20 protein-coding genes are annotated in these 19,868 nt (G+C 72.8%); 7 read left to right on the top strand and 13 right to left on the bottom strand.

The window, feature by feature from the left end:
- The first annotated feature begins 15 nt into the window (after positions 1 to 15).
- On the top strand, positions 16 to 609 hold the full coding sequence (locus tag F1734_RS02635) for a TetR/AcrR family transcriptional regulator (RefSeq protein ID WP_040272819.1): 594 nt from the start codon (positions 16 to 18) through the stop codon (positions 607 to 609).
- A 13-nt stretch (positions 610 to 622) separates the two neighbouring features.
- Here the strand turns inward: F1734_RS02635 and F1734_RS02640 are convergent, their stop codons facing one another.
- Positions 623 to 925 carry a DUF1540 domain-containing protein gene (locus tag F1734_RS02640; RefSeq protein ID WP_010595945.1) on the bottom strand — a complete coding sequence of 101 codons (303 nt, stop codon included), beginning with the start codon at positions 923 to 925 and terminating at the stop codon, positions 623 to 625.
- A 228-nt stretch (positions 926 to 1,153) separates the two neighbouring features.
- On the opposite strand from F1734_RS02640, the gene F1734_RS02645 reads away from it, so the two are divergent.
- From F1734_RS02645 to F1734_RS02655, 3 genes are read left to right on the top strand one after another with little or no spacing between them, the layout of a single operon-like run.
- Positions 1,154 to 1,780 (top strand): TetR/AcrR family transcriptional regulator, encoded by a 627-nt coding sequence (locus F1734_RS02645; RefSeq protein WP_040272821.1) that lies wholly within the window; start codon positions 1,154 to 1,156, stop codon positions 1,778 to 1,780.
- 31 nt (positions 1,781 to 1,811) lie between these two features.
- Positions 1,812 to 5,000, top strand: coding sequence for an acetyl-CoA carboxylase family protein (locus F1734_RS02650; protein WP_203011330.1), 3,189 nt, complete (start codon positions 1,812 to 1,814; stop codon positions 4,998 to 5,000).
- Between the two features lie 44 nt (positions 5,001 to 5,044).
- Entirely contained in the window at positions 5,045 to 5,683 is a 639-nt protein-coding gene (locus F1734_RS02655; RefSeq protein ID WP_372446897.1) for a UdgX family uracil-DNA binding protein, read from the top strand.
- Between the two features lie 58 nt (positions 5,684 to 5,741).
- Here F1734_RS02655 and F1734_RS02660 read toward each other — a convergent pair whose 3' ends face one another.
- The 3 genes from F1734_RS02660 to F1734_RS02670 all read right to left on the bottom strand — a co-directional run bounded on the left by F1734_RS02660 (position 5,742) and on the right by F1734_RS02670 (position 8,964).
- On the bottom strand, positions 5,742 to 7,313 hold the full coding sequence (locus F1734_RS02660; protein WP_040272825.1) for an alpha/beta hydrolase: 1,572 nt from the start codon (positions 7,311 to 7,313) through the stop codon (positions 5,742 to 5,744).
- Positions 7,314 to 7,432: 119 nt separating this feature from the next.
- Positions 7,433 to 7,813: a PLDc N-terminal domain-containing protein gene (locus tag F1734_RS02665; RefSeq protein ID WP_017682033.1), complete on the bottom strand. Its 381-nt coding sequence runs from the start codon at positions 7,811 to 7,813 to the stop codon at positions 7,433 to 7,435.
- Between the two features lie 233 nt (positions 7,814 to 8,046).
- Positions 8,047 to 8,964 (bottom strand): helix-turn-helix domain-containing protein, encoded by a 918-nt coding sequence (locus F1734_RS02670; protein WP_010595951.1) that lies wholly within the window; start codon positions 8,962 to 8,964, stop codon positions 8,047 to 8,049.
- 206 nt (positions 8,965 to 9,170) lie between these two features.
- On the opposite strand from F1734_RS02670, the gene F1734_RS02675 reads away from it, so the two are divergent.
- A complete protein-coding gene (locus F1734_RS02675; protein ID WP_228287145.1) occupies positions 9,171 to 9,908 on the top strand; it encodes a DUF998 domain-containing protein in 738 nt (245 codons plus the stop codon).
- Here F1734_RS02675 and F1734_RS02680 read toward each other — a convergent pair.
- Genes F1734_RS02680 through F1734_RS02700 form a run of 5 tightly spaced genes read right to left on the bottom strand, consistent with a single transcriptional unit; the run spans position 9,861 to position 13,211 of the window.
- Positions 9,861 to 10,472, bottom strand: coding sequence for a transporter substrate-binding domain-containing protein (locus tag F1734_RS02680; protein WP_415649103.1), 612 nt, complete (start codon positions 10,470 to 10,472; stop codon positions 9,861 to 9,863). The genes F1734_RS02675 and F1734_RS02680 overlap by 48 nt on opposite strands.
- Positions 10,469 to 11,416, bottom strand: a complete 948-nt coding sequence (locus F1734_RS02685) for a CopD family protein (RefSeq protein ID WP_040272827.1) — start codon at positions 11,414 to 11,416, stop codon at positions 10,469 to 10,471. Before F1734_RS02685 ends, F1734_RS02680 begins: the two co-directional genes overlap by 4 nt.
- 16 nt (positions 11,417 to 11,432) lie before the next feature.
- On the bottom strand, positions 11,433 to 12,008 hold the full coding sequence (locus tag F1734_RS02690) for a copper resistance CopC family protein (RefSeq protein WP_048773848.1): 576 nt from the start codon (positions 12,006 to 12,008) through the stop codon (positions 11,433 to 11,435).
- Positions 12,009 to 12,039: 31 nt separating this feature from the next.
- Positions 12,040 to 12,525 (bottom strand): hypothetical protein, encoded by a 486-nt coding sequence (locus F1734_RS02695; RefSeq protein WP_203011331.1) that lies wholly within the window; start codon positions 12,523 to 12,525, stop codon positions 12,040 to 12,042.
- A gap of 11 nt (positions 12,526 to 12,536) precedes the next feature.
- Positions 12,537 to 13,211 carry a DUF6474 family protein gene (locus F1734_RS02700; protein WP_017682040.1) on the bottom strand — a complete coding sequence of 225 codons (675 nt, stop codon included), beginning with the start codon at positions 13,209 to 13,211 and terminating at the stop codon, positions 12,537 to 12,539.
- A 106-nt stretch (positions 13,212 to 13,317) separates the two neighbouring features.
- On the opposite strand from F1734_RS02700, the gene F1734_RS02705 reads away from it, so the two are divergent.
- The gene (locus F1734_RS02705) at positions 13,318 to 14,910 is read left to right on the top strand and encodes a TM0106 family RecB-like putative nuclease (protein ID WP_017682041.1); all 1,593 of its coding nucleotides are present in this window, start codon (positions 13,318 to 13,320) and stop codon (positions 14,908 to 14,910) included.
- A gap of 97 nt (positions 14,911 to 15,007) precedes the next feature.
- Here the strand turns inward: F1734_RS02705 and F1734_RS02710 are convergent, their stop codons facing one another.
- Both F1734_RS02710 and F1734_RS02715 read right to left on the bottom strand, forming a co-directional pair.
- Complete coding sequence (locus F1734_RS02710) at positions 15,008 to 15,823, bottom strand: alpha/beta hydrolase (protein ID WP_119699289.1); 816 nt, start codon at positions 15,821 to 15,823, stop codon at positions 15,008 to 15,010.
- Positions 15,824 to 15,888: 65 nt separating this feature from the next.
- Positions 15,889 to 16,656, bottom strand: coding sequence for an SDR family NAD(P)-dependent oxidoreductase (locus tag F1734_RS02715; protein WP_119699290.1), 768 nt, complete (start codon positions 16,654 to 16,656; stop codon positions 15,889 to 15,891).
- Positions 16,657 to 16,769: 113 nt separating this feature from the next.
- On the opposite strand from F1734_RS02715, the gene F1734_RS02720 reads away from it, so the two are divergent.
- Complete coding sequence (locus tag F1734_RS02720) at positions 16,770 to 18,005, top strand: UPF0158 family protein (protein WP_010595962.1); 1,236 nt, start codon at positions 16,770 to 16,772, stop codon at positions 18,003 to 18,005.
- A gap of 205 nt (positions 18,006 to 18,210) precedes the next feature.
- On the opposite strand, the gene F1734_RS02725 is transcribed toward F1734_RS02720, so the two are convergent.
- Positions 18,211 to 19,431 carry an MFS transporter gene (locus F1734_RS02725; protein ID WP_203011332.1) on the bottom strand — a complete coding sequence of 407 codons (1,221 nt, stop codon included), beginning with the start codon at positions 19,429 to 19,431 and terminating at the stop codon, positions 18,211 to 18,213.
- Positions 19,428 to 19,847 carry a MarR family winged helix-turn-helix transcriptional regulator gene (locus F1734_RS02730; RefSeq protein ID WP_017682045.1) on the bottom strand — a complete coding sequence of 140 codons (420 nt, stop codon included), beginning with the start codon at positions 19,845 to 19,847 and terminating at the stop codon, positions 19,428 to 19,430. Before F1734_RS02730 ends, F1734_RS02725 begins: the two co-directional genes overlap by 4 nt.
- Between the last annotated feature and the right edge of the window lie 21 nt (positions 19,848 to 19,868).

A 19,868-nucleotide genomic window follows, 5' to 3' on the forward strand; every position in this document is an offset into this window, starting at 1 on the left:
CGGTACCGTCGAGTCGTGGCACGACAGACCCGGCAGCAGACCCAGGCACGCACGCGCGAGGAGCTGCTCGCCACGGCCACCGAGCACTTCCTCGACCGTGGTTACAGCGCGGCGTCGCTCGAGCAGATCGCCGAGGACGCCGGCTATTCCAAGGGCGCGGTGTACTCGAACTTCCGCAACAAGGACGAGTTGTGTTTCGCGGTGCTCGACCGGATCCGGGCCGAGCGCATGGGGGAGATCGCCGCGACGCTCGAGGCCGGTGCGTCGCTCGACGACGTGGTGGCCGCCTTCGGCGCCTGGGCCGAGCGCACCATCGGCGACCGGCGCTGGACCCTGCTCGAGATCGAATTCTCGGTGCGCTCGCGGCACGACGAGGAGATCCGCTCCCGGATCGCGGCCGGGGCCGCCGGGGTGCGGACCCTGATCGCCGAACTGATCCGGTCGCTCGCCGCACGGTTCGGCCTCGAACCGGCGATCGAGCCCGAGCAGGCGGCGACGATGCTGCTCGGGCTCGGCATCGGCCTCGGCCTGCAGCGCGCGATCACCCCCGACCTGCCGGCCGCGGCCCTCACCGGCGCCGTGCGGGCAGTGCTGGGAGTGGGGCGGTGAACGGTTCGATCCGTTACCGGGCCTGGTAGGTCAGGCAGTTGGCGGCGTGCTCGCCGCTGCCGCTGCCGCCGACCCGGATCTCGCTCGCGGTGCACTCGAGATCCTGGTTGTGCATGCAGTCGGCGCGCTGGCAGGCGCCGACCATGCTGGTGACGGTGTCCAGGCCGCCCTTCGTCGACAGCGGGATGAACGTCTCGCAGTCGGCGCTGCCGTTGTGGCCGGCGACGTTGATGGCGTAGGCGTGGCAGCCGTCGTGGTTGTAGGAGCAGGTGCTGACGCTGCACTCGGTGACGTGCGGCATTTCCATCGTGGTCATGATCGAACCTTCCCGAAAGGGGGGTGTCCACTGAGGGCTGCCCACCATGCTAGTGCCGCACCGTGCCTCCGAACAGGGTGCTCGGACAACGGATGTCGTTGATACGCCGCCTATTTCGGGCACGCCGATGTTGCGCAATACCTGCCGGGTCGCGTCGTGCCCCGGCTCGGGTCCCGGTCGCCGGGCGCCCCACGTCCGTTGACATTGACGTCAACGTCGACGCATGCTGTGCGGGTGACCACGAGCGAAGCCCAGGAACGGGCCCGATCCGCGCGACGCGACAGCGACGGACCCCGCCGGCGGGAGCTGCTCGACGCCGCCCGCGACTGCTTCGGCGAACTCGGGTACGAGCGCACCACCGTCGCGGTGATCACCGAACGCGCCGCCGTCTCCCGCGCCACCTTCTACGCGTACTTCTCGTCCAAGGAGGAGGTGTTCCGCGCCCTCGCCACCCTCGTGTGCCGGCAGTTCCTCGACGCCCAGCACGTGGAGGGGCCGACGGTGGACGACCTGCGGGAGGTGCTGCGCACGACGACCCGGGCCTCCATCGAGTCCATGTACGTCAACGGCCGCATCCTCGAGCTGATCGAGCACCGTGCCCGCCTCGACGACGAGGTGGGCACGGAATGGGTGAGCGTGCGCGAGCGGCTCGTCGGGCGCTACGTCCGCTTCGTCGAGCGTATCGACGCCACCGGCGACGTCACGCTCAGCGCGCATCCCGAACGGATCGCGCGCACCCTCGTCGACGCCCAGCGCGTCGGCGCGGTGCGCCTGCTCGACGCCCCGAGACAGGAACAGCTCTCCTACATCGACGACATGATCGCGATGTCCGAACGGCTCATCGGCTTCCGCTGACCGGCCCCGACCGACAGGACCCCCGACACCCATGCTGCTCGTAGCCAACCGCGGCGAGATCGCGCTGCGCGTCGTCCGTTCCGCCACCGAACTCGGCATCGACACCGTCGCCGTGTATGCCGAGGACGACGCCGACAGTCCCCACGTCGCAGCCGCAACCCGCGCCGTCGCGCTGACCGGCGCCGGGCCGGCCGCCTACCTCGACGGCGCCGCCCTGCTGCGCGCCGCCACCGAGACCGGCTGCACCCTCGTCCACCCCGGATACGGATTCCTCAGCGAGAACGCCGAATTCGCCGAGTCCTGCGCCGCGGCCGGGGTGACGTTCGTCGGACCCGACCCGCAGGTGCTGCGGGTCTTCGGCGACAAGGCCGCCGCCCGCCGCGCCGCCGTCGCCGCCCGGGTGCCCGTGCTGCCCGCCACCGACGGGGGCGTCACCGTCGGCGCGGCCCGCGACTTCCTCGCCGCCCACCCCGGCGGCATCGTCCTCAAGGCCCTCGCCGGCGGCGGCGGCCGTGGCATGCGGGTGGTGCGCGACGCAGCGACCCTCGACGACGCCTTCCGCGCGTGTACCACGGAGGCGGAACACGGTTTCGGGCACGGCGCGTTGTTCGCCGAGGCCCTGTGCGACCGGGCCCGGCACATCGAGGTGCAGATCGTCGCCGCGGCCGACGACGCGGGCGGGGTGCGGGCCCTCGCGCTCGGCGACCGGGACTGCAGCGTGCAGCGGCGCCACCAGAAACTGGTGGAAGTCGCTCCCGCGCAACGGCTCGACGCGACCGTGCGACGCACGCTGCACGAGGCCGCGGCCCGGCTCTGCGCGTCGGTAGGGTACCGCGGCCTCGCCACCGTCGAGTTCCTCGTCGCCGGCGATCAGGCGGTGTTCCTCGAGGTGAACCCGCGAATTCAGGTGGAGCACACGGTGACCGAGGAGGTCACCGGAATCGACCTCGTCGCGACGCAGGTGGCGATCGCCCGCGGTGCCCGGTTCGGCGAACTCGGCCTGCCCGGCGGCGTCACCGCCGACGGCGCCGGGGTGCGCGGCGAGCCCGCCGCCGCACAGGGCATTGCCGTCCAGGCCCGCGTCAACACCGAGACCATGCGCCCGGACGGGCGGGCCGTACCCGCGTCCGGCACGCTCACCGCGTTCACCCCGCCCACCGGCCCGGGCATCCGCGTCGACACCTACGGCCGTCCCGGGCTGACGACCAGCCCGCGCTACGACTCGTTGCTGGCCAAGGTGATCACCCACACCCGCATCGACGACTTCGCCGCGGCGCTGCGCAAGACGGACGCCGCACTCGGGGACCTGCTCGTCGCCGGGGTCGCCACCAACACCGATTTCCTGCAGAACATTCTGCGCGACAAGGACTTCGCCGCCTGCGACGTGCACACGTCGTGGCTGGACGAGCGGATCGCCGACCTCGCCGTCGCCGGCCCCGACGACGCACCCGTCGTCGCACCGGAACTGCACGCCGGGGAGGAGGCGGTGCGTGCCGACATGGTCGGCACCGTCGTCGAGACCGCCGCCGACGGCGACGCGCTCACCGCGGGCGCCCCCGTCGTCGTGCTCGAGGCGATGAAGATGCAGCACGTGGTGTCCGCGTCCGGACCCGCCACCGTGGTGCGGCTGCTGGTGCGGCCCGGACAGACCGTGCAACCGGGGGAGGTGCTCGCTGTGGTGCGCGCCGGGTCCGGCGACGCGGCCACCGGCGACGGGGACGCGCGGGACCTCGACGCCGTACGCGACGACCTCGCCGAGATCCGGGACCGGCACGAGCGCACCCTCGACGCCGCCCGCCCCGACGCCGTGGCCAAACGGCACCGGGTCGGCCGCCGCACCGCGCGGGAGAACATCGCCGACCTCGTCGACGACGGCACCTTCGTCGAGTACGGGCCGCTCGTGCTCGCCGCGCAGCGCAGCCGGCGCAGCGAAGAGGACCTGATCGCCAACACCCCCGCCGACGGCCTCGTCGGCGGTCTCGCCCGCATCGACGGCGCCGAATCGGTGGTGCTCTCCTACGACTACACCGTCCTCGCCGGCACGCAGGGCATGCGCAACCACGCCAAGACCGACCGGCTGCTCGAGCTCGCCGCACGACGCGAGGTGCCGCTCGTGCTGTTCGCCGAGGGCGGCGGCGGGCGCCCCGGCGACGTCGACGCCGGACCCGGCCAGGGCCTGGAACTGTCGACGTTCCGGGCGATGGCCGCCCTGCGCGGGCGCGTGCCGACGATCGCGGTGGTCTCCGGTCGGTGCTTCGCCGGCAACGCCGCCCTCGCCGGCGTGTGCGACGTGCTGATCGCCACCCCCGAGGCCAACATCGGCATGGGCGGGCCCGCGATGATCGAAGGGGGCGGCCTCGGCGTCTTCCGGCCCGAGGACATCGGCCCGGTCGACGTGCAGCGCCGCAACGGCGTCGTACACCTCGCCGCGCGCGACGAGGCGCACGCCGTCGAACTGGCCCGGCACTACCTCGGCTACTTCACCACCGCGGCGGACGACTGGCAGGCCCCCGATCCGCGGCTCGCGCGGCACGCGGTTCCGGAGAACCGGTTGCGCGCCTACGACGTGCGCGCCGCGATCGACGCGGTCGCCGACGTCGGCTCGGTGCTCGAACTGCGCGGCGACTACGGCGTCGGCATCGTCACCGCCCTGATCCGCGTCGAGGGCGCGGCGTACGGGGTGCTCGCCAACAGCAGCCACCACCTCGGCGGCGCGATCGACGCCGAGGCCGCCGACAAGGCCGCCGACTTCCTCGAACTGTGCCAGGCGCACCGCCTGCCCGTCGTGAGCCTCTGCGACACACCGGGATTCATGGTCGGGCCCGAGTCGGAGAAGGAGGCCACGGTCCGCCGGTTCGGCCGGCTGTTCGTCGCCGGTGCGCGCCTGACCGTCCCGTTCGGCACGATCATCCTGCGCAAGGGCTACGGTCTCGGCGCCATGGCGATGGCCGGCGGCTCCTTCCACGCCCCCGAGTTCACGGTGGCATGGCCCACCGGCGAGATCGGCGGCATGGGACTCGAGGGCGCGGTGCGGCTCGGCTTCCGCAAGGAACTCGAGGCCGCACCCGATCAGGCCGCGCGCGACGAACTGTTCGCGCAGCTCGTCGCCGCCGCCTACCAGCACGGCAAGGCGTTGCAGGCCGCGACGATCTTCGAGCTCGACGACGTCATCGATCCCGGCGACACTCGGGCCTGGGTGTCGCGGCTGCGCATGTCCTGAGCCGGGCTGGGTACCCGTCCGGCACCGACGTGAGGGAGGTGGCGGTGAGCAGGCAACCGGGAGCCGAGGAGTTCGTGCCGGACAGCACCGACCTGGCCGAGCTCGCCGCCGCGGCGGGTGACTGCCGCGGGTGCGAGCTGTACCGGAACGCCGAACGCACCGTGTTCGGCGCCGGACCGGCGAGCGCCCGGCTCGTGCTCGTCGGCGAGCAGCCCGGCGATCAGGAGGACCGCGCGGGGGAGCCGTTCGTCGGCCCCGCCGGGCGGCTGCTCGACCGGGCGCTCGAGGAGGCGGGCATCGACCGCGACGAGGTGTACGTGACCAACGCGGTCAAGCACTTCAAGTTCGAGCGGGCCGCGGCCGGCGGGCGCCGCATCCACAAGAAACCGGCGCGCGGCGAGATCGTCGCGTGCCGGCCCTGGCTGGTCGCCGAGCTGCAGGCCGTGCGACCCGACGTGCTCGTGTGCCTCGGCGCCACCGCGGCCCAGTCGCTGCTCGGGCCGTCGTTCCGGGTGACCGCCCACCGCGGGGAGATCCTGCACCCGGACGTGCGGGTCCCGTCGGATCCGGCCGTCGTCGCCACGATCCACCCGTCGGCGATCCTGCGCGGACCGAGCGCGCAGCGGGAGGAGGCGCTCGCCGGGCTGGTCGCCGACCTGAGGGTGGCCGCCGGCGTGCTGTAGGCATCCTGCCGCAGCGCCGGTCCGTGGTTCAGTCGTCCGTGGTTCAGTCGTCCATGGTTCAGTCGTCGGGGTCCGTCCCGGCGAGGGCGTCCTGCACCCGCCGGGTCGCGGCCCCGTCCCAGCCCGCGGGGGCCAGGATGTCCGCCCACAGCTCGGCAGCCTCGGGACCGTAGGCGTGCCCGAACCCGGACGGCACGTCCGCGGAGAACACCATGTCCAGCGTGACCTGCCAGAACGTGACGAACGGCAGCCAGCGCATCCCGGGGTCCACATCCGGGCCGAGCGGTTCGCGCAGCCAGTCCGGCCGCTGCAGCAGCAGCCGGAACGACCACCAGGTGATCGGATCGCTCGCGTGCTGCCAGAACACCACGCGGGGGAACTCCCACGGCCCCGGCAGGTCCGCGTCGCCGGGCCGGGACGCGAACCGGATGTTGCGGCCGTCGTCCACCACGGGCAGCCGCTCGAGGGAACCGGGGTCGCGGTCCGCGGTGATCCGGCCCCACGGCTGCGCGAAGTTGGGGGTGCCCACCAGCAGCGCCCCGTCGGTGCGCGCCACGATGTCCTGTCCCGACGCGAACGCCGCCTGCCCGCCGTACGAGCCGAGGCTCTCGCCGAACACCACCAGCTTCGGACGCTGCCCCTCGGGCCGGGCCGACCACTGCCGGTACACCGCCTCGAACAGCGCCCGCCCGGCCTGCTGGGGGGTGTCGCGGTCCGCGACGAACGACAGCGCGCTGGGCAGGAACGAGTACTGCATGGCGGCGATCGCCGAGTCCCCGCCGTTGACGTACTCGAATGCCCCCGCGACGTTCGCGTTCACCCAGCCGCGGCCGGTGGTGGTCACCACCGCCAGCACCCGGCGGTCGAACGCGTTCGTGCGTTCGAGTTCGGCGACGACCCGCTCGGCGATCCCCTCGACGGAGTCCGCGGATTCGCGGCCGGCGTACACCCGGATCGGGGTGCGCGCGGGCGCGCCGGTGACGGCTTCGATCTGCTCGGCGGCCGGGCCGCCCGCGACGAAGGTGCGGCCCTCCCGGCCGAGGCTGTCCCACGGCTCGTTCGACGCCGGCGACCCGGACCGTTCCGTCAGCTGGGGCTGGGTGACGCCCTCGGCGGTGCCCGTGTCGGCGACGGCCGCCGACCGCTCCGCGACGCCGAGCAGGACCCGGTCGACGGCGCCGTCGAGCACGAACACCGCCAGCACCACGACGACGAGCACCGCGGCCACGCGGGCGACGGGCCCGGGCACGAACCGGCCGGCGAAGCGGGTCAACCGGTCGGTGCCCCGGCGCACGGCGCGGGCCGCCGCGAGCAGCAGCAACGCGACGGCCAGCGCGATCAGCAGCACCAGCAGGTAGAAGGCGCGCTGCGCTCGCGGCACGCCCACCAGATCGCGGACGATCTGCTGCCACCACGACCCGAGCACCAGGAAGGTCGGCGCCAGGACCAGCGCCGCGCCGGCGAGCACCCACCAGCCGATCCGCCGGGTCCGCTCGGACCAGTGCGGCTCGACGCCGCAGCGCCGGACCACCCAGGCGATCAGGCAGCCCACCCCGTAGCCGATGGCGACGCTGATTCCCGTCGCGACCGCCTGCAGGTACCACACGCGCGGCAGCAGCGACGGCGTCATCGACCCCACGAAGAACAGCAGCGCCAGCCCCAGGCCGACCGGGTGGAACCGGCGCCCGTAGCTGCGCAGCCGAGCGCGCGGCGCGCCCGCCCGCTCGTGCTCGAGTTCGGCCGCGGCGGTCAGCGCAGGGCCTTGGCCTTGAGCCGGTCGAACTCGTCGCCGGTGATCGTCCCGGCCTCGAGCAGGGCCTGGGCCTCGGCGATCTCGGCGGCGGGGGATCGTCCGGCCACCTTGCGGATGTAGTCGTCGGCGGCGTGCTGGGCCGCGTCGTGGGCGGCGGCGGACCGCTCGGCCATGCCGCGGCCCCGCACCAGCAGGTAGACGAAGGCGGTCAGGTACGGCAGGACGATCAGGAAGATGATCCACACGACCTTGACCACGGCGGACGTGGAGCGATCACGGAACAGGTCCGTCAGCACCTGGAACAGGATCAGCAGGTACGCGACGAACGCGAAGACGACCAGCGTGTACCACAACAGGTCCCACAACGAATCCAGCATCACACACGCCCTTCAGGTTCGGAGGTGCCCGGGAAACGGACGGAAAGGACACCCGGACGTAAACAGGTACACCGTCTTCGCCGCACATTGGAACACGGCGACGCGGAATGTGCGGCGGTGGCGCGAAATGCACCACGCCCATTCCGTGGGCGATCGCGCTCAGCGTGGTCGAGCCAGCGTGGTCGCGCTCAGCGTGGTCGAGCTCAGCGTGGTCGAGCTCAGCGTGGTCGAGCTCAGCGTGGTCGCAGCTCCGCCGGACTCACCCCGCGCACCGTGCGCAGGGCGCGACGCAGCTCGGCGCTGGACGCGAAACCGGTGATCGCGGCGATCTCGGCGACCGTTGTGCGGGTATAGCCGGGTTCCTGCAGAAGCGCCGCCGCGCGGTGCGCGCGCAGCCGCCGGATCTGGAACGCCACCGTGGTGTCGTGGGCTGCGAACGCGCGCTGCAGGCTTCGCAACGACAGCTGCAGGCGTTCCGCGATCACGGTGGGGGTCAGCGTCGGGTCGTGGTGATGGGCTCGGATCAGGGTGAGGGCGCGGGCGTAGACGCTGCCACGCAGCTCACCCGAATCGGCGCCGTACCCGAGCGACTCGTGGTGCAGACCCACGACGAGCTCGATCAGGGCGTTCTCCACGCTGCGGGGGGCCGCGGTCGTGTTGTGGCGACCGCGTTCACGAAGCATGGTCATCCCCACCGCATTGAGCGCGTGCACCGACATGGTGGGCTTTGCCGGCCCGAACGTCACGGACGTCTCCTCGAGATCGAGTCCGCGTTCTTCGAGCCGGTGCCGGGGGATGCGCACGAGGAGAAGGTCCGACCCGTCCGCATCCACGGCCTCGTATCGGTTCCACCCGACCTGCAGGACGATCCGGCCGACCTCGATGTGCACGCGGGTCGTCCCGTCGTCGACCACCTGCTTGCCGGACAGCATCAGACACAGGTTGGCGACCTCGCCGTCCTCGACGAGGCCGGGCAGAGCACGATGCGGTGACATCTGCACCCGGCCGACGGTGAGCGCCCCGACGTCGCAGATCTCCATCCGGAACCGGAACTGCGTCACGTCGGGGACGGACAGCTCGGTGCGGTTCCCGGCATCGGGGGCCATCGCCTCGAAGCCGTGCCGACCCCGCAGTTCGATCTTCCGATACACCGTCGCTCCTTCCGCCTCGGCGCGTCCGTGGCCCGGTGCGTCAGCGTGGCACGCGGCACCGGCCGTGGCATGGCATACGGGCAGACGGACAGCTCACACTCGGCGGACGATCGGGGACGAAGGTCTCTGGCGTCGCCTCCCCGGCCGGATCATGCTGGACCCAGCGGGCGCCCGCACCGCCGAGTCGGCGTCCCGGGAGGCCGACGGTGTCCACTCCTGATCCGTACACACCCCAGCTCCGGCGCGACGGTCCGCGACGTCCGGACACGGCATCGACGGTGCTGCTCGCCTGCGGGATCGTGTCGTCTCTGCTGTACGTGGGGGCGCACGAGGTACTCGCGGCCGCCCTCTACGACGGCTACAACCGCTTCGATCAGGCGATCAGCGAGCTGACGTCGATCGGCGCGCCGACCCGGGCGCCCCTGACCGTCGCGGGATTCGTGTACGACGCGCTGATCGTCGCCTTCGGGATCGGTGTGTGGCGCACGGGCCGCGGCGTCCGCCCCCTGCGCATCGCGGGAGTTCTCCTGGTGGCCTATGCATTCGTGGGACCGCTGTGGTTGCCGTTCCCGATGACGGGACGCGAGGACATCGAGGCCGGGGCAGCGATGCCGCTCGCCGACACCATGCACCTGGCGCTCAGCGTGGTGACGGTGTCGCTGTGGTGCGCGCTCATCGGATTCGCGGCCGCGGCCTTCGGCACCTGGTTCCGGGTGTACTCGGCCGGCACGGTCGCGACGATCCTCGTGTTCGGCGCGTGGACGGGCCGGTACGTCCCGGCCGTCGCCGCCGCCGAACCCACCCCCGGCATGGGCGCGGTCGAACGGGTGATGTTCGGTGCGTTCGTGCTGTGGATCGCGGTGCTGGCGGTCGTCCTGCTCGCCGGCCACCCGGCGTCATCGCGTGCCGAGAGACGTGCCGTCGCCCGGGGCGAGCCGGCGTGAGACCAGCGCACCGAGCGTGCCGTCCTGCGCGAGCGCACGCTGCGCATCCTCGAGTTCACCGCGCAGCACGTCGTCGCCGAGGCGCACCGCGAGCGCGATCTCCTCGCGGGTGATGTCGTACTCGACGACGTCGACGTGGGGGCGGACGCGCGTGAGCCACCTCAGCACGGGACCGAGTTTCATGAAGGCGTCGCAGCCGCCGGTCGACAGCTCGTCCCGGGCACGGTCGATCTCGTGGTACGCATACACCCGGATCCCGCCGATACGGCCTTCGGCGAGAAGGCGTTTCACCACCGGCTCGCTGGTGTTGCCCTGCTGCACCACGACGGTCAGGCCTGCCAGGTCCGCCACCCCTCTCACCGCGGGATGACGGGCGGTGTCCACCGCCTGACGGGCGGTGTCCACCGCCTGACGGGCGGTGTCCACCGCCACGGACTGCCCGGACCCGAAATACGGCGCGCAGAACGCAGCCCGCTCCCGGCGCGATTCGGTGACGGTGGTGCCGGAGGCGATGACGTCGAAGCGCCCGGAGGCCAGCTCGTCGAAGATTCGCGGGCGGTTCAGGCGCTGGTGGCCAGCGCCGCCGCGAGCCCGAACGCGACCGACGTCGCGGCGACCTCGAGCACCGCGTTGCGCAGCGACACCTCCGCGGTGACCCGGTGCGCGGTCGCGGCCGGCACCCACGTCCGTCGCCACCACCACGCCAGCGCCAGCAGCGCCAGCAGGGTCAGGGCCTTGGCCAGCACGATGCGCCCGTAACCGGTGTCGATCAGGGCCGCGACCGAGCCGAGCCGAACGGCCGCGTCGACGACGCCCGTCGCGGCGAGCACGGCGACGCATCGCACCGCGAGCACCGAGTAGCGGGGGAGCAGCCGGGCCCACGCGCCGCGGGACCGGACCGTCAGGGCCAGCGCGACGAGCGTGCCGAACCACAGCGCCGCAGCGAGCGCGTGCGCGGCGTCGAGCAGCGATCCGAGGGTCTGCTGCGACATGTGCCCGGTGACCGGCCGGGCGATGACCGCCAGCGCCGCGGCGACGAGGACCGGCACCGTCGACCACGTCGCCGACCGGCGATACGCGAGCGCCGCGACGACCGTGCACGCCAGCGCGCACACCAGTGCGGCCACCCCGATCCGGCCGGCGCCCGCGCTGCCGAGATACTCCGCGAAGCGCGACAGCCCGAGCCGCGACACGGGGACGTTCGTCGTGTCCGCGGCCTGCAGCACGAGCTGCACGGCCTCCGTCAGGACCCAGAATCCACCGAGCCCGGCGATCGTGCGCCAGAGGTCGGCCGGGGCGACGCCGGGCCGCCGCTCGTCGCGCACCATGACCCCGAGCGCGGCCAGGCCGAGAACCGTCGCACCGAGACACAGCGACAACGCCCGGACCCAGCTCGACGCGGCCGGGTTCGCCAACAACCAGCCGGCGGCGACGCCCGCGGTGGCGCCGGCGCCGGCGGTGAGCAACCACGCGCGGTGCGCGGCGGTGCCGGTACCGCTCGTCGTCAACGCCCGGCCACCGGCGTCAGGCCTTCTTCGGCTTGCGCAGCACGAACCACAGCACGCCGGCGAGGACGACGACGCCCACGACGACGAAGATCCACACGGCCGGGCCGCTGTCCTCGTCGCTGTCGGACGCGGGCGCCGCGGCACCGGCGGCGGCCGCCGCACCGGGAGCGCCCGGACCGTCCTGCGTGAGGGTGAAGACCTGGGTGCCGGTGACGGGATGCCCGTCCGCGGACGTCACCCGGTAGGCGATGGTGTACTCGCCGGCCGGTCCGAGATCACCGACCGCCACGGACACCGTGGCGTCCTCGACGAGGGGATCGCCCTTGGACCACAGGTTGCCGTCCGGACCCACGACGGTCAGGGCGGCGAAGGATTCCTGCAGGGCCTCGTTGAAGGTCAGGCTCACGCGCTCGGGACCCTGGGCGATCTGCTCGCCCGGCGCGGGTGTGCTGGCGATGACGACCGAGTGCGCGGCCGCCGGCCCGGCAGCGAACAGCAACGCTGCCGCGACCGCGCCGAGGAGCCCAGCGAGCTGGGCGAGGACGAGGGGGGTCTGTCGCCGGCGCGCGGCGACGGTGTTCGGGATGTTCATGGATTTCTCTCTTCGAGGGGGTCGGTCGCGGTCATGCCGCGACGGGCGGCCCCCGCCGGGAGATGCCCGGTGCCGCCCGCGCCGCCGCGACCGGCCGCACCGTCGCGGGCGGCAGCAGCGTCCGAACCGCCTCGACGCGAGGGGGCGCGGTGAGCCACGCGGCCCGCACCACCCGGGTCAGCGGCCCGCACAGGCGTTGCGCCGCCTCGAGCAGGGCCGCGCACGCGACGACCGCGACGGTGTGCGCGGCGAGCATCGGCACCGACGTGTGCAGGTGACCCGTCGTCACCGCGGCGAGCACCAGGTGCGTCGCGGCCTGCCCGCCCGCGAGCACCACGATGGTGGGCACCGCGCGCAGGTGGGCCGCGATGAGCCCGACCCCGGCCGCGACGGCGACGAGCAGCGTCACCTCGGCGTTGCCGGGCACGCCGCCGCCCGCACTGCCGTGGGCGGCGACCGCCAGGGCGGCGGTCAGCGCTCCCGCGGCGGTGCCGCGCAGGGGCGAGCCGGGTGCCACGGTGGTCGTCGCTAGCGCACGCCGAGCCGGGCCAGTAGGTCGGCCTCGATGCCGTCCAGTTCCCGCGAGATACCGGCATGTGCGGCCTTGCGGCGCGGCGCCGGCATCTGCTCGGCCGCGTGCACCGCCGCCGTCAGGTCGCTGAGGCGGCCCCGGATGGCGTCGGCGAACTTCTGGGTTTCGGGGTCCTTGGGATGGCGCTCGAGGATCTCGGCGAGCGACTTCTCGGCCCCGGCGATGCGGGCGCTCAGGTGCGCGCCGTGACCGGTGTACTCGCCGAGCTGGTCGACGGCGACGCCCATGCGCTGGGCGCGCGCGGCGTCGAGCTGGCCGCGCAGCGCGGTCACCCCCTGGTACACCAGCGGCACGAGTACCGGTGCGAGCAGTCGCACGACGGCCAGGTAGCGCCGGACCTTCGCCGCGGTGAAGCCCTTCTGCGCGGCCGCCTTCTCCTGGGCCTTGAGCGTGGCGATCTGCTGCTTCTCGACCCGGGACTGCGCGGCGATCAGCGCCTTGTCCGCCTTGACCTGCGCCTTGGCCGCCTTGATCTCGGCCTTCGCCAGGCGGCGGTCGCGCCGGCGCTGGTTCTTCGCGTTGAGTTTGGCCTCGAGCTTCGCCTTGTGCTTGAGAGCCTTCGCCTCCGCCTTGCGGGTGGCGCGGCGCTTCCGCCTGCTGAACAACGCCATCGAACAGGACCCTCCATTCGGTGTACGGCACCCACGGCGCCACGATCAGCCTATCCGTGACGGTCGTTTCCGGTTGACCCTAGGTGGACGAATACTGTTCTTCAGTGTGAACGTATCCAGCGAGAGGCGGACCTCGCCGGCCCTGATCGAGGCGAGCGCGCTGACCCGGTGCCGGCACCGGGTCCATCTGGACGCGGCCTTTCCGGACGAGTTGAGCGCGGCCCCGGAGCATCCGGGAGCGAAGCAGCGGCAGGAGGCGGCGGCCACTCACCGCGAGGCCGTGCGGCAGCGGCTGTTCGACGCCCACCCCGGTGGATGGGTGCGGATCGACCCCGAGGGCCCGGCGTCGCGGCGCGCCGACGCCACCCTCGACGCGTGCCGTCGCGGCGCGGACCGGATCTGGGGGGCGGTCCTGCCGGCGGAGCCCGACACCGGTCGGCGGGGCCGGGCCGAGATCCTGCTGCGCGACGTCGAGCGCGGCGGCTACATCCCGGTGATCGTGGTCAATCACAAGGTCACCGACCCGGGCCGCGGTGCGACGACCTCGGGGCTGTTCGTGTGGGAACCGGCGGTCGACGAGACCCGCAAGGTGCGCGGTCAGGTGCGCGACCAGATGCGGGTGGCTCACCTGTACCGGATGCTCGAGCGTCACGGCCTGGCCAGCCCGGCACAGGTCGGCGGCGCCATCGGGTACGGCGGGGACTGCATCCTCGTGCACGACCTCGGCGCAATCCTCGAGGACTACGACGCCCGGCTCGCCGACCGGCTCGCGATCGCGCGGGGCGAGACCCCGACGGAGCCGTCGCAGATCGGGGAGTGCAAGACCTGCCCGTGGTGGCCGCGGTGCCGCGAGCAGCTGAGTGCGACGCACGACGTGTCGCTGGTTGCCCCGGGGCAACGCGCGACGGTGCTGCGCGAGCTGGGTGTGCACACGATCGACGAGCTGGCGCGCTGGGAGGGGGACCCGCCCGAGGTCTGGCCGCAGGGTTCGTTCGAGGACACCGTCGTGGTGGCCAAGGCGTGGCTGGCGGGTGCGCCGCTGGTGCGACGGCACGACCACGTGCACGTGCGCCGGGCGGACATCGAGATCGACATCGACATGGAGAGCTACCACGAGCACGGTGCGTACCTGTGGGGCACGCTGCTCAACGTCGACGGGATCTCCGCGTACCGGGCGTTCGTCAGCTGGGATCCGGTACCGACCGACGACGAGGCGCGCTCGTTCGCCGAGTTCTGGACGTGGCTGTCCGCGGAGCGGGCCGCCGCTGCGGCGAGCGGGAAAACCTTTGCGGCCTATTGTTATTCACGTACCGCGGAGGACAAGTGGCTACTCGGTTCGGCTCGGCGGTTCGCCGGGTTCCCGGGGGTGCCGAGCGAGGCCGAGGTGCGCGAGTTCATCGACTCGCCGCAGTGGGTGGACATCTACCAGGTCGTCACCGACCAGTTCGTGTGCCCGAACGGCAAGGGCCTCAAGAAGATCGCACCGATCGCGGGTCACCGCTGGCGCGACGAGGAGGCCGGCGGCGAGGCGTCGATGAGCTGGTACCGCGAGGCAGTCGGCTACGACGGGGACCCGGACCCGCAGCAGCGACGCCGGCTGCTCGAGTACAACGAGGACGACGTGATCGCCACGAAGGTGCTCCGTGAGTGGATGAGCGAGCGTGCGGTGCACGAGATCCCGCACATCTCGGACCTGTAGGTCACTGCTGCGGGGCGGCACCGGGTCACTGCTGCGGGGCGGCACCGGGTCACTGCTGCGGGGCGGCACCGGGTCACTGCTGCGGGGCGGCACCGGGTCACTGCTGCGGGGGTGGCACCGCCTCGGCGAGCCGGATCAGGGCGTCGACCACCGGCGGGCCGAACATCACGGGATCGTTGTGCTCGGCGCCCGGCAGGGCCACCTTCTCGACGAGCCGGCGGGCGGCGGCGGCCACGGCCTCGCTCTGGCCGGGCGGGACGATCGTGTCCGCCGTCGCGTAGACGACGGTGATCGGCACGTCGAGCCGCGCGACGGTCTCGGCGATCGGGAAGCGGTCCCACATCAGCCCGGTGGGCAGCAGCGGGTAGTGGTGCCGGCCGACTGTGGGCAGATCGACGAACGGTGAGCGCAGCAGCATGCCGGCGGGCGGATGCTCGGCGGCGAGGCCGGTCACCACGCCGGTGCCCAGGCTCTCCCCGAGGTAGAGCAGCCGGTCCGGAGCGACGTTCTCGCGGTCGAGGAGGTACTGCCGGGCGGCGCGCACGTCGCGGGCGAGGCCGTCCTCGCTCGGGCGGCCGGGGTTGCCGCCGTAGCCGCGGTAGTCGAAGAGCAGGGTGGCGAAACCGGCCTCCGCGAGTGCCGTCGCCAGCGGGGCGCGGTCGACGCGGCTGCCGCCGTTGCCCGAGGCGAGCAGCACCGTGAAGCCGCGTGCGGCGTCGCGGGCCGGGACGAACCAGGCGCCGAGTTCGAGCCCGTCGGAGGTCGTCAGCCGCACGTCGCGGGCACCGGGGAGCAGCGACTGCGCCGGCGGGGGCGGGGCCCGGTCGGGCAGGTAGATCAGCCGGCGCTGCCCGAACCACAGCGCCGACGCGAGCACCGCGACGACCGCGACCACGACCCATAGCAGGCGCATGAGTTGGATGGTGTGCCCTTTGGGCGGCCCTGGCAACCCAAAGGACACACCGGCCGCGGAGCGGCCTATCGCGGCGCCATGCGCAGCGCGCCGTCCATGCGGATGGTCTCGCCGTTGAGGTAGTCGTGCTCGGCGATCATCTGCACGAGCTGGGCGTACTCGGCCGGCTGGGCGAGGCGGGACGGGAAGGGCACGCCCGCCTCGAGGCCCTTGCGGTACTCCTCGGTGACGCCGGCGAGCATCGGGGTGTCGACGATGCCGGGGGCGATGGTGTTGACCCGGATGCCGTACTGGGCCAGGTCGCGGGCCGCGGGGACGGTCATGCCGTGGACGCCGCCCTTGGAGGCGGAGTAGGCGATCTGGCCGATCTGGCCCTCGAACGCGGCGACGGAGGCGGTGTTGACGATGACGCCGCGCTGGCCGTACTCGTCGACGGGCTCGGTCTTGGTCATCGCGTCGGCGGCCAGGCGCAGCACGTTGAACGTGCCGAGCAGGTTGACGGTGATGACGGTGCGGAACAGCTCGAGGTCGTGCGGGCCGTTCTTCGACAGGACCCGGCCGGCCCAGCCGACGCCGGCGCAGTTGACGACGATGCGCAACGGCACGCCCGAGGCGACGATCTGGTCGACGGCGGCCTGCACGTCGTCGGCGCTGGTCACGTCGGTGGCGATGAGGGTGACGCCGGCGGGCGCCTTGTCGCCGACGCGTTCGATGGACTGGGCGAGGTCGAGACCGAAGACGGTCGCGCCGGCGTCGGCGAGACGCTGGGCGGTGGCTGCGCCGAGACCGGACGCCGCGCCGGTGACCAGTGCGGCGGTTCCCTGAATTTCCACTGCCGTGCTCCTTTCGTGGCGCCACCGTTCGGCGTGCGCCTTGTCGACGGTGGCACCTTAGCGCGCGCTAGCTCCGTCCGGTGCGGCGGCGGACCGCATGCCATCCTCGGGGGATGGCACGGACGTGGTTGTCGGTGACGGTGGAGCTGCTCGGTGGGCGCGGCGAGCAGCTGTGGCCGTGGCCCGGCCGCGTCTTCGCGGTCGGACCGTCGCACACCTTCGAGGACCTGGCCAGTGCCATCAACGATGCCTTCGCTCGATGGGACCGCTCCCACCTGTCGATGTTCATCCTGCCCGGCGGACGAGTGGTCACCGACGCGCAGACCGGCGCCGAGATCGCCGGGTCGATCGGTGGGCCCATCACGGAGCCGGTGGACATCGAGTCGTCCGAGGTCGCTCGGCTGCTGGGGCCTGGAGCGGAATTCCAGTTCACCTTCGACCTGGGCGACGACTGGACGCACCGGTGCGTGATCGGGAAGGAGAAAGTCGACCCCGTGGAAGTGCTGGGAACCGCGCCGACAAAGCCCCTGCCGTACTGGGGGTGGGGCGACATCCCGGACCAGTACGGGCGCCGGTGGGCCGACGACGACGGGCAGAGCCGAGCGCCGCGCAGACCGAGTCGTCCGCATCCCATGCTGGTGCACGCCTGGCCCGCACGAGAGCAGGTGGTCGACCCGTCCGAGCTGCGCGCGGCTGTGGCGACTGCAGATGCACCCCGCTTCCTCGCTGCGGTGCGGGGACACGAGGTCGACGATTTGCTGCAGCAGGTGGGGGCCGGCATACCGACGGCCCTGCAGCAGCGGCGTCGGGAAGCCGAGCCGGTGGCACTGTCGGTGATCGACCGGCTGACTCGGCGCGGCGGCCCCGGTGACGAGGTGCTGGCCGAGGACCTGCTCGCGTGTCTGCACGGCGAGTCGCTGACCGGCCGGGTGCTACCTGTCGACCTCGAGATGCTCAGTGCCGCGCTGGAAGGCGATCCGGGCGTATCGACCGGTGGGTACATCGATCTGCGCACCGGGGAGGTGTACGACGAGAGCAGTACCGACCCGATGATGGTCGGGGAAGACGTCGCCGTCGACGTCGAGACCGAGCCCGACCGGTGGCTTCGGTTCGACCGCACCGGCGCGCGGGACGGTTGGCGCGACATGGCGGCCTTCGCCGAGCGGCAGCAGGATGTCGCGCTGCGGGAGCGGCTGCAGCGGGCGATCGAGGGCAAGGGCGCCTTCCGTCGCTTCCGCGACCTCGTCCACCACGAGGGTCTTGCCGACCCTTGGGACGCCTTCGTCGCCGACCGCCGACTGGGTCGTGCCCGCGAGTTCCTCGCCGACGCGGGTATTCGCGTGGGGTGACGGTCCGGGCGGGTGTGCCAGGAGCGTCTGTGCCCCTCGGGGGTCAGCCGACGGAACACGGTGGCCGACGGTGTGCGAGGAGTCCGGTCGTCGCCGCAACCCGTCGCCGCATCCCGGCCGGCTCCGTCCTGAAAGGGGACGTTCACGGTGTCGGTCCGCGCCGGTGGATCCCCGTTCCGCTCTCGCCGGCGCGGAGAGCGGGAACCTACCGCGGGTCGCCGCGTCCGAGTCGCGTCGCGCCGATACCGGCCGCGACGAGGCACGCCGCGGCACCGAGCAGTAGCCCGGCCCGGCCACCCCACTGCTCGCTGACCCACCCCGCGACCGGGCCGCCGACGGCGGTGGAGCCGAGGAAGGCCACGGCGAACAGCGCCATCACCCGCCCGCGCATGCCGGGGGCCGCGGCGAGCTGCAGGGAGCTGTTGGTGGTGGCGGTGAACGCGACGCTCAGGACGCCGACCAGCACCATCGCGGCGAGCATGAGTTCGAGCGTGGGCGCCGCCGCGGCCGCGAGCAGCACCACACCGAACACCGCGGAGGTGGCCACCACGGCGGTGGTGCCGGTGCGGCCCCAGGTCGCCACGGCGAGACCGCCGACGACGGCACCCGCGCCCATCGCGGCGGTGAGGAAGCCGTAGGTCTCGGCGCCGGCGCCGAAGGTCTGTCGGGCGACCACGGGCAGCACCACCTGGAACTCGTAGGCCAGGCAGCCGACCAGTGCCATCGTCAGCAACGGCACCGCGAGGGCCGGGGTCTGCCGCACGTGTGCGAACCCCTCGCGGAGCTGCCCGCGGGCGCGGGCGGCGGGGGGCGACGGGCGCAGCAGGGACAGGTCCAGGCTCGCGAGGGAGGCGACGACGGCGACGAAGCTGAGTGCGTTGAGCAGGAAGCACACCCCGAGACCGCCGACGGCGATGATCAGTCCCGCGACGGCCGGGCCGATCAGGCGCGCGACGGATGCCAGCACCGATTGCAGGCTCACGGCGTTGCGCAGGTCCTCCGGTCCGACGAGCTCGAGCATGAACGACTGGCGGGCGGGATTCTCGAAGCACTGGTTGAGGCCGAGGACGACGGCGAGGACGTAGACGTGCCACAGCTGGACGGCGCCGGTGACGGTGAGCAGGCCCAGGACGAGGGCCTGTACGCCCATCGCGGACTGCAGGCCGATCATGAGCCGGCGCTTGTCGACGCGGTCGGCGACCACGCCGCCGTAGGGGCCGAGCAGCAGCATCGGCACGGTCTGCAGGGCCAGGACGAGGCCGATGGCCGTGCCGGAACCGGTGAGTTCGAGCACCAGCCAGGACTGGGCGACCGTCTGCATCCACGTGCCGATCAGGGAGATCGCCTGTCCGCTGAGGTAGCGCCGGAAGTTGGCGCCGCGGAAGGCGGCGAAGGTCTGTCCGCGCAGGTCGGTGAGGACGGTCATCGGCCCTCCTCCGCGGAGCGACGGCACATCTGCTCGGCGAGCGCTTCGAGCGCCGGGAGGGCGTCGTGCAGGGCGTGCAGCCGATCGGGGGACAGTTCCGCGAGGTGCTCGGTGAACACCGCGGTACGCATGCGACGCAGGTCGGCGAAGGTGCGGGCACCGGCCTCGGTGATGTGGGCGCGGACGACGCGCTTGTCGTCGGGGTCGGGCGAGCGGGTGAGCAGCCCGGCGTCCTCGAGCTTGCCGAGCATCCGCGAGAGCATGGTGGGGTTGAGGCCCTCGATCTCGGCGAGTTCGCGCACGCCGACGGTCTCGCGGCGGGCGACGGTGGCGAGGATCGAGAACTGGGAGCGGGTGAGCCCGCCCGCGCCGGTGGTGCGGCGGTCGACGCGGCGCGCGATGCGGCCGAGAGCCACGCGCAGGCGGTTGACGTCCTC

Origin of the sequence: Rhodococcus ruber (assembly GCF_016804345.1) — a bacterium.
GTDB lineage: Bacteria > Actinomycetota > Actinomycetes > Mycobacteriales > Mycobacteriaceae > Rhodococcus > Rhodococcus ruber.

What these genes read in the sequence shown, in the direction of transcription:
- F1734_RS02640 (WP_010595945.1), bottom strand. Translation starts at nt 925, where the DNA reads ATGACCACGATGGAAATGCCGCACGTCACCGAGTGCAGCGTCAGCACC.
- F1734_RS02650 (WP_203011330.1), top strand. Translation starts at nt 1,812, where the DNA reads ATGCTGCTCGTAGCCAACCGCGGCGAGATCGCGCTGCGCGTCGTCCGT.
- F1734_RS02660 (WP_040272825.1), bottom strand. Translation starts at nt 7,313, where the DNA reads ATGACGCCGTCGCTGCTGCCGCGCGTGTGGTACCTGCAGGCGGTCGCG.
- F1734_RS02665 (WP_017682033.1), bottom strand. Translation starts at nt 7,813, where the DNA reads ATGCTGGATTCGTTGTGGGACCTGTTGTGGTACACGCTGGTCGTCTTC.
- F1734_RS02690 (WP_048773848.1), bottom strand. Translation starts at nt 12,008, where the DNA reads ATGAACATCCCGAACACCGTCGCCGCGCGCCGGCGACAGACCCCCCTC.
- F1734_RS02700 (WP_017682040.1), bottom strand. Translation starts at nt 13,211, where the DNA reads ATGGCGTTGTTCAGCAGGCGGAAGCGCCGCGCCACCCGCAAGGCGGAG.
- F1734_RS02710 (WP_119699289.1), bottom strand. Translation starts at nt 15,823, where the DNA reads ATGCGCCTGCTATGGGTCGTGGTCGCGGTCGTCGCGGTGCTCGCGTCG.
- F1734_RS02720 (WP_010595962.1), top strand. Translation starts at nt 16,770, where the DNA reads ATGGCACGGACGTGGTTGTCGGTGACGGTGGAGCTGCTCGGTGGGCGC.
- F1734_RS02725 (WP_203011332.1), bottom strand. Translation starts at nt 19,431, where the DNA reads ATGACCGTCCTCACCGACCTGCGCGGACAGACCTTCGCCGCCTTCCGC.